Here is a 12374-nt window from a genome sequence, read left to right on the forward strand (position 1 = left end):
GCCCGACCTTCTGTCGGAAGCGTGTCCGGTCTTCCGCCGAACATGGGTTATCGGAGCCAAGGCTAGTACCGAATGGTTAACAAACAATGATTCTCGGCCGCAAGCGTTTTGACGCCATTTCGCCAAAAGTTCGGGCAGGCCCTTAGGAATCAACAATAAATTGGCTTCGGTTGTCCTCATCCGACAAATTAAGAAATTTGCCTAAGCGATTCTGCCGACTCCACGAAGATTCCTTGTCCACACCCCGGTCGCCGCAAGCCGGTCCCCATCGCACTCATAAGCAAAGTATTAACGCCGGACGTTAACGAAGCGTTACACTCGGGCTCGAACCCGAATCAATCCGGAAACCATTTGCCCGGAATCCACCAATGACCATCGACCGGCTCGCCGCGGAAATTGCCGCCCTTCGCCCGCTGGAGATCTACGGGCGCGTCGCCAGCGTGCAGGGCATGCTGGTGGAGGTGGCCGGTCCGGTGCAGGAGATGAGCGTCGGCGCCCGCCTCTCGGTCTCGGGTTTCGGCGGCGTCAAGGTGCCGGTCGAGGTGGTCGGCTTCAATGACGGCAAGGCGCTCTGCCTGCCCTTTGCCTCCATGGAAGGGGTGCGCCTCGGCGCCAAGGCGACCATCGTCACCTCCTCGGCATCGGTGCGCCCGTCGGAGGGCTGGCTCGGCCGGGTGGTCAATGCCTTCGGCGAGCCGATCGACGGCAAGGGCCCGCTGCCGCTCGGGCCGAACGAGATGCCGCTTCGCGCCTCGCCGCCTCAGGCGGCCGAGCGTGCGCGGGTGGGCGAGCCGATCGACCTCGGCGTGCGCGTCCTCAACACCTTCGCCACCTGTTGCCGCGGCCAGCGCATGGGCATCTTCGCCGGCTCGGGCGTCGGCAAATCGGTGCTGCTGTCCATGCTGGCCCGCTACACCGCCTGCGACGTGTCGGTGATCGGTCTCGTCGGCGAACGCGGCCGCGAGGTGCAGGAGTTCATCGAGGACGACCTCGGCGAGGAGGGCCTCGCCCGCTCGGTGGTGGTGGTCGCCACTTCCGACGAGACGGCGCTGATGCGGCGGCAGGCCGCCTACATGACGTTGACCATCGCCGAATATTTCCGCGACGAAGGGCAGGACGTGCTGTGCCTCATGGATTCGGTGACGCGCTTTGCCATGGCCCAGCGCGAGATCGGCCTGTCGGCTGGAGAACCACCTACGTCGAAAGGATATACGCCGACGGTGTTCGCCGAGCTGCCGCGTCTTCTTGAACGCGCCGGCCCCGGCCCGGTGGGCGGTGGCACCATCACCGGTCTGTTCACGGTGCTGGTCGACGGCGACAACCACAACGAACCGGTGGCCGACGCCGTGCGCGGCATCCTCGACGGCCATATCGTCATGGAGCGCGCCATTGCCGAACGCGGCCGCTATCCGGCCGTCAACGTGTTGAAAACAGTGTCGCGCACCATGCCCGGCTGCGTCGAGCCGGAGATCCGGCCGATGATCCGCGACGCCAAAAGGCTGATGGCCACCTTTGCCGACATGGAGGAACTGATCCGCCTCGGCGCCTACCGACGCGGCAGCAACCCCGAGGTCGACCAGTCGATCGACGTTTCAGGCCCGCTCGAAGCCTTCCTGACGCAAGGAAAGGACGAATGTACCCGCCGTTATGACGGCTATCGTGATCTTGCTCACCTTTTGGAAAGCACTGTCGGTTTACGTTACCCGCATTCCGGGGAGTAATTTGAAATGAAATCTCGCAACAGTCTCATCCGACTCAAGCGGTTTCAGGTCGACGAGAAGCGTCGGCAGGTGATGCAGATCGAAATGATGATCGCCGAGTTCGAGCGCATGGCGTCCGAGCTCGACGAGCAGATTCTGGCTGAGCAGAAGCGCAGCGGCATCACCGACATCACGCACTTCGCCTATCCCACCTTCGCCAAGGCGGCGATGACTCGCCGCGACAACCTCATGGGATCGGCCAACGATCTCAGGGGGCAGCTCGATGCCGCGCAGGCGGCGCTCAGCGAGGCGGTGGAAGAGATGAAGAAGATCGAGCTTCTGGAGGAGCGCGATCAGCTGCGCGAGAAGACGGCCCAGGAAGCGGCCGAGCAGGACGCGCTCGACGAAGTGGCGGGTCGCCGCTCCTATCATCACGCCGGCTGAGCCGAACGGCCGGCCCTGTTTTCAAACCTCATCGCTCCGGAAGCATTTCGGGCGGGCATGCCGGGCATGTCCGCCGCTTTTGCATGTGGGCTCAGGGTGCCTGCCAGCTCGTGGCGACGCCGGCGCCGGCCGTGCCGGAGATTTCCACCGTGACGGTCAGGTCGCCCGGCCACATCCTGTCGGGCAGGGCACGGGCGGCAACCACGGTGGTCAGCGCCACCAGCGCGGCGGCGATCCAGCTCAGGAGTTTGGTCTTGCGGGCCATGGCGTGCTGCCGTTCTCATGCGGCGCGGCCCCTTCCGCGCCATGATGTCACCTTATTGCCGCCGGCTTGAACGAGCCCCGAACCCGCCGTTCATCTCGCGTTCATCGCGGTAAACGGTTGGTAAACACGGTGTTCCCGCCGGAAGCGCAGAAGGGAAACTTGGACGGAAACGCCAACGCCGCCGCGGAGGTTCCACGGCGGCGTCAAAAATGTGGCAAAAAACGGATCAGGTGTTGAACTTGAACAGCATGACGTCGCCGTCGGCGACGACATATTCCTTGCCTTCGTCGCGAGCCTTGCCAAGTTCCTTGGCCTTCACCTCGCCATAGGCGATGTAGTCCTCGTAGGCGATGGTCTGGGCGCGGATGAAGCCGCGCTCGAAGTCGGTGTGAATGACGCCGGCCGCCTGCGGCGCCTTGGTGCCCTTGACGATCGTCCAGGCGCGCGTCTCCTTGGGGCCGACGGTGAAATAGGTGATGAGGCCGAGGAGGTCGTAACCGGCGCGGATCAGCCGGTCGAGGCCGGGTTCCGTGAGGCCGAGCGTCTCCAGGAACTCCTTCTGCTCGGCGTCGTCGAGCTGGGCGACCTCCGCCTCGATGGCGGCCGAGATGACCACCGCCTTGGCGCCGAGCTTTTCGGCCATCTCGAAGACGCGGGCCGACTGGCTGTTGCCGGTGGCTGCTGCCGATTCCTCGACGTTGCAGACGTAGAGCACCGGCTTGGAGGTCAGAAGGTTGAGCGCCGCGAAGGCAGCCTCGGATCCCTTGGGGATGCTGGCGGTGCGGGCCGGACGGCCGTTGCGCAGCTCTTCGAGGGCAAGGTCCATCAGCTCGACCTGCTCCTTGATCTCCTTGTCGCCACTCTGGGCGCGCTTGCGGAGCGGCACGACGCGCCGTTCCAGGCTGTCGAGATCGGAGAGCATCAGCTCGGTCTCCACCGTCTCGGCGTCGCTCACCGGATCGATGCGACCCTCGACGTGGGTGATGTCGTTGTCCTCGAAGCAGCGGAGCACGTGGACGATGGCGTCGACCTCGCGGATGTTGCCTAGGAACTGGTTGCCGAGGCCCTCGCCCTTGGAGGCGCCGCGCACCAGGCCGGCGATGTCGACGAAAGTGATGCGGGTTGGCACGATCTGCGCCGACTTGCCCTTCTCGGCCAGCACCGTGAGGCGCGGGTCGGGCACCGCCACCTCGCCGGTGTTCGGCTCGATGGTGCAGAAGGGATAGTTGGCCGCCTGGGCGGCCGCGGTCTTGGTGAGCGCGTTGAAGAGCGTGGACTTGCCGACGTTGGGCAGGCCGACGATGCCGCACTTGAAACCCATGGTGATCAGGCTTTCGTAAAAGGCGTGAATTCTGGCGTGGTGTTAGGGAAGCGCCCCGCCGGCCGTCAAGAGATTTATCGGGCGGCGGTTGGCTACCGCCGGGTCTTCTGGGCGAGCAGGCCCTTCAGGATGGCGGCCATGGCATTCTTTGGCGGCGGTTCGGCTGGAGCTGCGGCGGCCGGCGCGGCCGGTTCGTTGTCCGTCTTCGCTTCCGTCTTCGGCTTGCGCTCGGGCTTGGGCTCGGTGATGGCGTGGACGCGGTTGGCGAAGGTGGCGTCGGCGCCCTTCACCAGCTCGCCGGCATTGTCGGCGATGGCGTCGAGCAGCTTCACCAGCCAGTCGCGGTCGGCCTTGGCGAAGTCGGAGAGCACGTGGGCGTGGACCAGCGCCTTGTCGCCGGGGTGGCCGATGCCGAGCCGCATGCGGCGGTAGCCGTCGGTGATCTGCGAGGTGATGGATCTCAGGCCATTATGGCCGCCATGGCCGCCGCCGACCTTCATCCGGAGCTTGCCGGGCGGCAGGTCGAGCTCGTCGTGGATGACGACCACGTCGGACGGGGCGAGCTTCAGAAAGCGCACGGCGTCGCCCACCGAGCGGCCGCTCTCGTTCATGTAGGTCTGCGGCTTCATGAGCAGCACGCGCTCGCCGTCGATGGTGCCTTCCGACACCTCGGCCTGGAAGTTCTTCCGCCAGGCGGGGAAGCGGTGACGCGTGTGGATGACGTCGGCCGCCATGAAGCCGATGTTATGGCGGTTCGACGCATATTTGGCGCCGGGATTGCCGAGACCGACCAGAATGAGCACGCGCCTCTCCCGAAAAGATCAGGGGTTCCGACCTTGCGACCGGAACCCCGCGCATCGATCATAAGGCCGATGATCAGGCCTTGGGCGCCTCGGCGGCAGCGGCAGCCTCTTCCGAGGTGGCAGCAGCCGAACCGACGACGGTGGCGACGGCGAAGTCGTCATGGTCGACCAGCGTGGCACCAGCCGGCAGCGTCACGGCGGAGATATGCAGGGCGTCGCCGATGTTGAGCGCGCTGACGTCGACCGTCAGGTGCTCGGGGATGGCATTGGCCGAGACCAGCATCGCCACTTCGTGGGCGGCAATGTTCAGGACGCCGCCGCGCTTGAGGCCGGCCGACTTGTCCTGGCCGACGAAATGCACCGGGACGTTGACCGTCACCTTGGTGTTTTCGGACACGCGGATGAAGTCGACGTGGACCAGCGCGTCGCTCACCGGGTCGAGCTGGTAGTCGCGCGGCAGGGCCTTGATCTCCTTGCCATCGACCTTGAGGGTGACGACATGGGTCAGGAAGCCACCGGCGTGCAGCTTCAGGAAGGTTTCCTTGGTGTCGACCGCGATCGACAGCGGCGGCTGCTTGTCGCCATAAACGACGGCGGGCGTCTTGCCTTCACGGCGCAGGGCGCGGGCGGACCCCTTTCCCACCCGGTCACGCGGCGAGGCGACGAGCTCGTAGGTCTGAGCCATTTTCTCGTGCTTTCATCTTCGGATTACTGGCGGCGGCGGCCACGCGGCCGATGCCGATCCGGCGCTCCCTCCAGGGGGGTCGGCGCGGATGCGGGCGCTATAGCGGAAACGGCCGGGGAAGGCAAGGGAAGGCGGGATTTTACGCGGTCTTCGGCCTCGACGAAGGGCGAGGATGGATTCTGATCTCTACTTCCGGTTACAAGCATCCCATTGCAGTTGTTTCGATGGTGCCTTATGAAAATTCACGCCGCGGCTGCCGCGCTTCTCTGTCTTTCCGCCAGTGTTTTTCCGGCCTCGGCCGACGCACCGCCCGCCCCTTCGGACAAGTTTCCGGGCTGGGTGACGACGACGCGGGACACGGGCACGGTGTTCTTCTATTGCGCGGCGCCCAAGATCTGCGGCGAAGGCTCGATCGTCAGCTTTCACTTCCATGACCTGCCGGCGCCGAGCAAAGCCGAGATCCGAGCGAAGTACAAGGAGCCGCGCCTGCCGATCACCTGCCGGAATGCCGGCAGCTACGACACCTGCGAGTATCCGAACGCGATCGACAAGAAGGGCCGGCCGACGCATTGGAGGCCGATGCCGGAAGAAGGCTTCGAGGCCGACTTCTTCCATAGCGGCTTTCTGTCCGCCCATATGCCGGCCGGCTCCAAAACGCACTTTCTCATCACGCTCAGCAGCTCGGCCGCCAGCTACAAGCTCTCCAAGAAGAACTACGCCTTGTTCCGAACCGATTTGGGCAAGGCGCTCGGCCACTCCGTCGCGTCCTTGCCGCGCGCTTCCAAATGACCCGTTTGCTGTGATGCCCGCCTTCGACGCGCTTCGGGTCTCTCCTGTCTGGAATTCTCGATGAAAACGTTTAGGAAGGCCGGGCCGGACCTTTCGCGGGTCTGGAAGGACAGGAGCGGACGGCGATGGCGGCGGACGATAGGGGCATGCGCGAGGAGATCCTGCGCGAGCTCACGGAGAATATCCTTCCCTTCTGGCAGGGCCGCATGCGTGATCCGCAAGGCGGCTTCTTCGGCGCCGCCGACTGCGACGGTATCGTCGACAAGGCGGCACCGCGCGCCGCGGTGGTCAACGCTCGCATCCTCTGGACCTTCGCCACCGCGACGCGGGTGCTCGGCGCCAGTTATCGCGCCACCGCCGACTGGGCCTTCGACGAGCTCAGGACACGCTTCATCGACGGCGAGCACGGCGGCCTCTACTGGATGCTCGATGCCGCTGGGCGGCCGCTCTCCGATCGCAAGCAGATCTATGCCCAGGCCTTCGCCATCTACGCCTTTTCCGAGTATGCCCGCGCCACCGGCAATCGCGACGCCCTCGGGCTGGCAATCGGCCTGTTCCGGCTGATCGAGAAGCACGCCGCCGACCGCGAGCGCGGCGGCTATATCGAAGCGCTCGACCGTGCCTGGGGCCCGCTCGACGACATGCGGCTGTCGGACAAGGATCTCAACAGCCCGAAGTCGATGAACACCCATCTCCACATCATGGAGGCCTACACCAATCTCCTCAGGATCTGGCGCGATCCGGCGCTGGTGGCGCGGCAGGGCGATCTGATCGCCGTCACGCTCGACCGTATCGTCGACAATGGCCACTTCAAGCTGTTCTTCGACATGGACTGGCGCTCGCTCAACGATCACGTGTCCTACGGCCACGACATCGAGGGCAGCTGGCTGCTGGTGGAAGCCGCCGAGGTGCTGGGCAACGAGGCGCTGCTGGCGAGGGCGAGGGACGCCGCCGTCCTGATGGCCGAGCGCACGCTTGCCGAGGGGCGCGACGCCGACGGCAGCCTCCACTACGAGGCGCATGGCGACGGCCGGCTGATCGACGCCGACAAGCACTGGTGGCCGCAGGCAGAGGCGCTGGTCGGCTTCCAGAACGCCTGGGAGATGACCGGCAATCCCAACTTCCGCGACGCGGTGCGCGATGTCTGGACCTTCATCCGCGATAAGGTGGCCGATCGCGCCCATGGCGAATGGCACGCCAAGCTGACACCCGACGGCCGGCCCTATGCGGCGGCCGAGGATGCCGACGCCTGCCTCGCCGGCCCCTGGAAATGCCCCTACCACAACGGCCGCGCCTGCTTCGAGATGCTGGAGCGCCTCAAGGCCTGATGCGCCGGACGGCATTTGAAAGTAAAAGCGCCGTGGTTCGCCTCGCGAGCCACGGCGCCGGTTTGTCAGGGCGTTTTGCCGATCAGATGAAGAGGCTCGACACCGACTGCTCGGCGGCGGTGCGCGAGATGGCCTCGCCGATCAGCGGGGCGATGGAGATCCAGCGCAGCTTGGGGCTGTTCTCGAAGTCCTCGGTCGGCTGGATGGAGTTGGTGAACACCATTTCCTTGAGCTTCGAGGCGGTGATGCGGGCGATGGCGCCACCGGTGAGAACGCCGTGCGTGGCGTAGGCGGTGACCGACTTGGCGCCCTGGGCGAGCAGCGCATCGGCGGCGTTGCACAGCGTGCCGCCGCTGTCGACGATGTCGTCCACCAGGATGCAGTCGCGGCCGTCGACCGAGCCGATGATGTTCATCACCTCGGACTCGCCGGGCCGCTCGCGGCGCTTGTCGACGATGGCGAGCGGGGCGTCGATCCGCTTGGCCAGCGCGCGGGCACGCACCACGCCGCCGACGTCAGGCGACACGATCACCACGTTGTCGGTGACGTAGCGTTCCTTGATGTCGCGCACGAAGACCGGGGCGGCGAACAGGTTGTCGGTGGGGATGTCGAAGAAGCCCTGGATCTGGCCGGCGTGCAGGTCGAGGGTGAGCACCCGGTCGACGCCGGCATTGGTGATCAGGTTGGCGACCAGCTTGGCCGAGATCGGCGTGCGGCCCTGGGAGCGGCGGTCCTGCCGGGCATAGCCGAAATAGGGCAGCACGGCGGTGATGCGCTTGGCCGAGGAGCGGCGGAGCGCGTCCGTGATGATCAAGAGCTCCATCAGGTTGTCGTTGGCCGGGTAGCTGGTCGACTGGAGCACGAACACGTCCTCGCCGCGCACGTTCTCGAGGATCTCGACGAAAATCTCCTGATCGGCGAAGCGGCGGACCGAGGTCTTGGTGAGCGGCTTCTCCAGATAGTCCGAGACCTGTTCGGCCAGCTTCGGATTGGAGTTTCCAGCGACAAGTTTCATGAACGTCGACCTCGCGAAAAGACCAAGCCGCCCCACGGGGGCGGCGACCGGCTGGCTGGTGGAGCGAATTTGCGCGCCTTTTAGCAGCGCGGCGGGGACGCGTAAACACGCGATCGCGCGAATGCAGCCATGCCCGGAACGTTTTGCGCCGTCTTATTAACGAGTCGGAACGTGCCGGTTATCCTGTCAGAGTGTTCCGGCCAGCGGGTTGGCCTTGGCGGCACCGGCCTGCGCCGTCGGGGCGCCGGTCACCGAGGGGCGCGGCAGGCGGTTGATCCAGGCGTAGACGTCCTCGACGGTGCGGGCAGCGACGGTGTCGAGCGCCGAGGCGTCAACGCTCTCCCACGGGTCGTCCTTGGCGGCGCCGGTGATCTCGATGCCGGAAAAGCGCAGTACGCGGTTGCCGCTCTGGTCCAGGACGTCCCAGACGTAGGTGACGTTGGTGCCGACGTCGCCGCCGACGGCCGACAGATATCCCCAGACGTGATAGCTGGCCGTGGGCTCGGTGCGGCGGACGAGGCGCAGGTTGCGCGCCTGGGCATGACGGGCGATCGCCCGGGCCAGCTCGTCCTGCTTGTTGGTCGGCACGCCCTTGATCTGGTCGAAGGAGAAGGTGGCGATGGTCGCCGGCACGGCGGGCACTGCCGGCTGCGTCGCCTCGGGCGGCGCCGGCACCGTCGGCCCAGCAAGGGCGGCGGCGGCCTTCGGCCGGGCAGGCGCGGTCGACTGGCAGGCGGCGAGCACGGAGGCGAGGGCGATTGCCAGGACGGCGCCCGACAGCCGGAGCGATCCGGTACGCTTCGTTCCGCTCAGAAAACCCATCCATCGCCTCCCGGCAAATCACAGCCGTGTGCCGTTAGAGCATTTTTCGGCTCGTCTGGAAACCGTTTTTGCGTTGCCTATCCCTTGGTTGAGGCGAGGGCAGCCTCAAGGTCCCTCAAGGGCAATGGCCGCCAGATGCCGCCCGTAGTCGGCCTCGCCGTTCAGCGTCATCCGGCGGTAGGAGAAGAAGCGCGCCGCGTCGCTGCAGGTGCAAAGGCCGAGGTTGTTGGCGCGAACGCCCGCCCTCTCCAGGCGGAAGATGATGTAGCCGGGCAGGTCGAACATGGCGTGTCCCGCCCGCTTCGACGGCGCGAACCAGCGATCGATCGCCTCGCCGGCCTCGCGGAAGCGGGCGACGAACTCAGGGCCGACCTCGTAGGCGGCGGCGGAAATCGTCGGGCCCAGGCTGGCCATGATGTCGCCGCGCCGGCTGCCGAGCCGAACCATGGCGTCGATGGTCGCTTCGAGGACGCCGGTGAAAGCACCCTTCCAGCCGGCGTGGGCGGCGCCGATGACGCGCGCCTCGGCATCGGCGAACAGCACCGGGCCGCAGTCGGCGTGGCTGGTGCCGAGGGCGATGCCGGGAAGGCGGGTGACGAGGGCGTCGGCCTCCGGGTTGTCTTTCACGGCCCAGGGCTCGGTCACCTCGACCACGTCGGGCGAGTGCACCTGATAGAGCGTCACCAGCCGGTCGCGCTTGACGCCGAGGGCGTCGGCGATGCGGCCGCGATTTTCCGTCACGTTGGCGCGGTCGTCCTTGGAACCATAGCCGGTGTTGAGGCTGGCGTAGAGCCCGCCCGACACGCCACCCTCACGGGTGAACCAGCCGTGGCGAACGCCGGGGAGGGCCGAAAGGACGGGCGAGCGGACGATCATCGGTGTGTTCCGGGAGGTGTTGGGCGACTTATCTGCCTCAAATGACGATGCAATCGCGACGTTTTTCAGGCGGGCGTTGGGAAAGAGCATGACTTCCTCGGCTCGCGCGATCTTCGGGCGGAGGCCGGGCTATCCCACCGAGAATCCCGGCAGCGCCAGCGGCGGGTGGGTCACCGCCATCGCCTTGAACAGCGTGCCCATCTCCTCGGGACCGGCCAGCCGCTCGACGGCGGCGACGATGTTGCCCTGGTCTTCGGCGCTGCGGCCGGCGCCGAGGGCGCCCGCCCGTTCCACGAGACCCATGGCGATGAGGAAGTCGCCCTGGGTCACCGGTCCCAGCACCGTGGCGCCCTCGGCGGTGGCGGCTTGAGCGAGGCGGTCGAAATCGACGTGGGCGGTCAGGTCGCATTCGCCGGGGTCGCGCAGCGGATCGGCATAGTGATGGGAGCGCACCGCCTGCAAGGTCTCGCCGAAGCCGCTTGTCACGTGGCCGTAGTCGAAGATGAGAGCGGCGCCGCCATGTTTGACGAGGCGATGGGCCAATGCGCCGACGATCGCCTCGGCCGGGCGGTTGATCTCGGCCACCGCGCCGAGCGGCGCCTCTGCGGCGCCGTGCGGCAAGAGGGTCGGATCGGGAGCGGCGGCGCCGATGCCGAAGGCGAGGTTGCCGTCGTCATCGAGGCCGACGACGCGTTCGCGCCAGCCACGCTCGCTGTTGACATACTGGCGGATCGGCAGGGCGTCGAAGAACTCGTTGGCGACGACGATCAGCGGGCCGTCCGGCAGGTCGTCGATGCGGTCGTGCCAGACGGGGCTGGCGAGACCGGTGAGACCGGCAGCCTGGCGGCGGCGCAGCTCCGGGCTGATCTCGACGAGATGCACCTCGGCGGCGCGGATGAAGCCGGGGTCGACGCGACCGGCCCTGAGGAGGTCGGCCATCAGCGTGCCGCGGCCGGGACCCAGCTCGACGAGCGTCACCCGCTGCGGCCGGCCGAGCGCCTCATAGGCGGCGACGCACCAGATGCCGATCAGCTCGCCGAACATCTGGCTGATCTCCGGAGCGGTGATGAAGTCGCCTTCGAGACCGATGGCGGTGCGGGTGGTGTAGTAGCCGTGGTCCGGGTCGGACAGCACGAGGCTCATGTAGTCGGCGACCGAGATCGGGCCGACGGCGCCGATCAGCCTGATGATCTTGTCTTCGAGGCCGGTCATGACGAGGGCTCCGGCCGCCGCGTCCGTCCGCCGAGCGCCAGAACGATCAGCGTCGTGGCGGCGAGGGCTGTGACGGCCGACAAGAGCATGCCCATGGTGAGGAAGTCGCCGAAGAGGAAGCCGACCTGCGGGTCGGGCTCGCGCACCGTTTCGACCAGGATGCGGGCGGCGGCGTAGATCAGGCCGAAGATGCCGACGGCAAGGCCGGGCTTCCGGAGGATGCCGCCCTTCCAGATCAGCGGCGTCAGCACGGCGAAGATCAGGAGGCCTTCGAGGCCTGCCTCGTAGAGCTGGCTCGGATGGCGGGGCAGGCCGTCGGAGTTGGGGAAGATGAAGGCCCAGGGCACGTCGGTGACGCGGCCGTAGAGTTCGCCGTTGATGAAGTTGGCGAGGCGGCCGAGGAACAGGCCGACCGGCGCGGCGGCGGCCGTGAGGTCGAAGATGGAGAGCGTGTTGAGGCCGCGCCGGCGCGCGAAGAGATATTGGGCGATGGCGGTGCCGATGAAGCCGCCGTGCACCGACATGCCGCCGTGCCAGATCTGCAGGATCTCCCAGGGGTTCTGGCGGTAGGCCTCGAAGTTGTAGAACAGGATGTAGCCGACGCGGCCGCCCAGCACGACGCCGAGCGTCATCCAGACCAGGAGGTCGTCGATGTCGGTGGCCTTGGGGCGCTTGAGGCCGCCCCACAGTCGGTCCTTGTCGACCATGCGGATGATGTACCACCAGCCGAAGATCAGCCCGATGACATAGGCGAGCCCGTACCAGCGGATGGAGATGGGGCCGAGTTCGAGGAGGACGGGACTGATCGGCGGGAAGGGCAGGGCAAAGAGCATCGTGGTCCTTCTGTCGGAATGGCGGCGCGGCCCCGTCTGGTGAAATCCCCGCCAGCGAGGATTGATGGGCCTATCCTGCCTCGTCAAGCATATTCGCGTTGAGGCCGAACCCATGGCTGCAAGCGACTGCACGTCGGAGCTTGGGAGGGGCGCATCCGTCGACCGAGACATCCGTCGCCAAGCGGCCGTCCTGGATTTCGGACGATTGTGTTCTTGTTTGGGCTTCGACGGAGAGTTTATAACCGACGCAGTGGTTATCGACCACAGGGGGATGTCGTGCA

13 protein-coding genes are annotated in these 12374 nt (G+C 66.5%); 4 read left to right on the forward strand and 9 right to left on the reverse strand.

The window, feature by feature from the left end; translation table 11 throughout:
• Positions 1-374 precede the first annotated feature (374 nt).
• Complete coding sequence (fliI, locus tag CXZ10_RS15685; protein ID WP_101290361.1) at positions 375-1721, forward strand: flagellar protein export ATPase FliI; 1347 nt, start codon at positions 375-377, stop codon at positions 1719-1721.
• Positions 1722-1727: 6 nt separating this feature from the next.
• Positions 1728-2144 carry a flagellar export protein FliJ gene (gene fliJ / locus CXZ10_RS15690; protein WP_101290302.1) on the forward strand — a complete coding sequence of 139 codons (417 nt, stop codon included), beginning with the start codon at positions 1728-1730 and terminating at the stop codon, positions 2142-2144.
• A gap of 91 nt (positions 2145-2235) precedes the next feature.
• Here the strand turns inward: fliJ and CXZ10_RS21595 are convergent, their stop codons facing one another.
• The 4 genes from CXZ10_RS21595 to CXZ10_RS15705 form a co-directional block, all read right to left on the reverse strand.
• Positions 2236-2409: a hypothetical protein gene (locus CXZ10_RS21595; RefSeq protein ID WP_180336028.1), complete on the reverse strand. Its 174-nt coding sequence runs from the start codon at positions 2407-2409 to the stop codon at positions 2236-2238.
• A gap of 226 nt (positions 2410-2635) precedes the next feature.
• Positions 2636-3730: a redox-regulated ATPase YchF gene (ychF, locus tag CXZ10_RS15695; RefSeq protein ID WP_101290303.1), complete on the reverse strand. Its 1095-nt coding sequence runs from the start codon at positions 3728-3730 to the stop codon at positions 2636-2638.
• 92 nt (positions 3731-3822) lie between these two features.
• Positions 3823-4533, reverse strand: a complete 711-nt coding sequence (gene pth, locus CXZ10_RS15700; protein ID WP_101290304.1) for an aminoacyl-tRNA hydrolase — start codon at positions 4531-4533, stop codon at positions 3823-3825.
• Positions 4534-4606: 73 nt separating this feature from the next.
• Entirely contained in the window at positions 4607-5218 is a 612-nt protein-coding gene (locus tag CXZ10_RS15705; protein WP_101290305.1) for a 50S ribosomal protein L25/general stress protein Ctc, read from the reverse strand.
• 234 nt (positions 5219-5452) lie between these two features.
• Here CXZ10_RS15705 and CXZ10_RS15710 point away from each other — a divergent pair, with 234 nt between their 5' ends.
• Positions 5453-6007 carry a hypothetical protein gene (locus CXZ10_RS15710; RefSeq protein WP_101290306.1) on the forward strand — a complete coding sequence of 185 codons (555 nt, stop codon included), beginning with the start codon at positions 5453-5455 and terminating at the stop codon, positions 6005-6007.
• A 125-nt stretch (positions 6008-6132) separates the two neighbouring features.
• Positions 6133-7335 (forward strand): AGE family epimerase/isomerase, encoded by a 1203-nt coding sequence (locus CXZ10_RS15715; protein WP_101290307.1) that lies wholly within the window; start codon positions 6133-6135, stop codon positions 7333-7335.
• Positions 7336-7417: 82 nt separating this feature from the next.
• Here CXZ10_RS15715 and CXZ10_RS15720 read toward each other — a convergent pair whose 3' ends face one another.
• The 5 genes from CXZ10_RS15720 to lgt all read right to left on the reverse strand — a co-directional run bounded on the left by CXZ10_RS15720 (position 7418) and on the right by lgt (position 12093).
• Positions 7418-8350, reverse strand: coding sequence for a ribose-phosphate pyrophosphokinase (locus CXZ10_RS15720; RefSeq protein WP_101290308.1), 933 nt, complete (start codon positions 8348-8350; stop codon positions 7418-7420).
• Between the two features lie 186 nt (positions 8351-8536).
• On the reverse strand, positions 8537-9172 hold the full coding sequence (locus tag CXZ10_RS15725; protein WP_101290309.1) for a hypothetical protein: 636 nt from the start codon (positions 9170-9172) through the stop codon (positions 8537-8539).
• A 105-nt stretch (positions 9173-9277) separates the two neighbouring features.
• Positions 9278-10048 (reverse strand): peptidoglycan editing factor PgeF, encoded by a 771-nt coding sequence (gene pgeF, locus CXZ10_RS15730; RefSeq protein WP_101290310.1) that lies wholly within the window; start codon positions 10046-10048, stop codon positions 9278-9280.
• A gap of 129 nt (positions 10049-10177) precedes the next feature.
• On the reverse strand, positions 10178-11260 hold the full coding sequence (locus CXZ10_RS15735; protein ID WP_101290311.1) for a class I SAM-dependent methyltransferase: 1083 nt from the start codon (positions 11258-11260) through the stop codon (positions 10178-10180).
• Complete coding sequence (gene lgt / locus CXZ10_RS15740; RefSeq protein WP_101290312.1) at positions 11257-12093, reverse strand: prolipoprotein diacylglyceryl transferase; 837 nt, start codon at positions 12091-12093, stop codon at positions 11257-11259. Before lgt ends, CXZ10_RS15735 begins: the two co-directional genes overlap by 4 nt.
• Positions 12094-12374: the final 281 nt, after the last annotated feature.

The sequence above is a fragment of the Pleomorphomonas diazotrophica genome (assembly GCF_002844595.1).
In the GTDB taxonomy this organism is placed as follows: Bacteria; Pseudomonadota; Alphaproteobacteria; order Rhizobiales; family Pleomorphomonadaceae; genus Pleomorphomonas; species Pleomorphomonas diazotrophica.

What these genes read in the sequence shown, in the direction of transcription:
- fliJ (WP_101290302.1), top strand. Translation starts at nt 1,728, where the DNA reads ATGAAATCTCGCAACAGTCTCATCCGACTCAAGCGGTTTCAGGTCGAC.
- CXZ10_RS21595 (WP_180336028.1), bottom strand. Translation starts at nt 2,409, where the DNA reads ATGGCCCGCAAGACCAAACTCCTGAGCTGGATCGCCGCCGCGCTGGTG.
- ychF (WP_101290303.1), bottom strand. Translation starts at nt 3,730, where the DNA reads ATGGGTTTCAAGTGCGGCATCGTCGGCCTGCCCAACGTCGGCAAGTCC.
- CXZ10_RS15705 (WP_101290305.1), bottom strand. Translation starts at nt 5,218, where the DNA reads ATGGCTCAGACCTACGAGCTCGTCGCCTCGCCGCGTGACCGGGTGGGA.
- CXZ10_RS15710 (WP_101290306.1), top strand. Translation starts at nt 5,453, where the DNA reads ATGAAAATTCACGCCGCGGCTGCCGCGCTTCTCTGTCTTTCCGCCAGT.
- CXZ10_RS15715 (WP_101290307.1), top strand. Translation starts at nt 6,133, where the DNA reads ATGGCGGCGGACGATAGGGGCATGCGCGAGGAGATCCTGCGCGAGCTC.
- CXZ10_RS15720 (WP_101290308.1), bottom strand. Translation starts at nt 8,350, where the DNA reads ATGAAACTTGTCGCTGGAAACTCCAATCCGAAGCTGGCCGAACAGGTC.
- CXZ10_RS15725 (WP_101290309.1), bottom strand. Translation starts at nt 9,172, where the DNA reads ATGGGTTTTCTGAGCGGAACGAAGCGTACCGGATCGCTCCGGCTGTCG.
- pgeF (WP_101290310.1), bottom strand. Translation starts at nt 10,048, where the DNA reads ATGATCGTCCGCTCGCCCGTCCTTTCGGCCCTCCCCGGCGTTCGCCAC.
- CXZ10_RS15735 (WP_101290311.1), bottom strand. Translation starts at nt 11,260, where the DNA reads ATGACCGGCCTCGAAGACAAGATCATCAGGCTGATCGGCGCCGTCGGC.
- lgt (WP_101290312.1), bottom strand. Translation starts at nt 12,093, where the DNA reads ATGCTCTTTGCCCTGCCCTTCCCGCCGATCAGTCCCGTCCTCCTCGAA.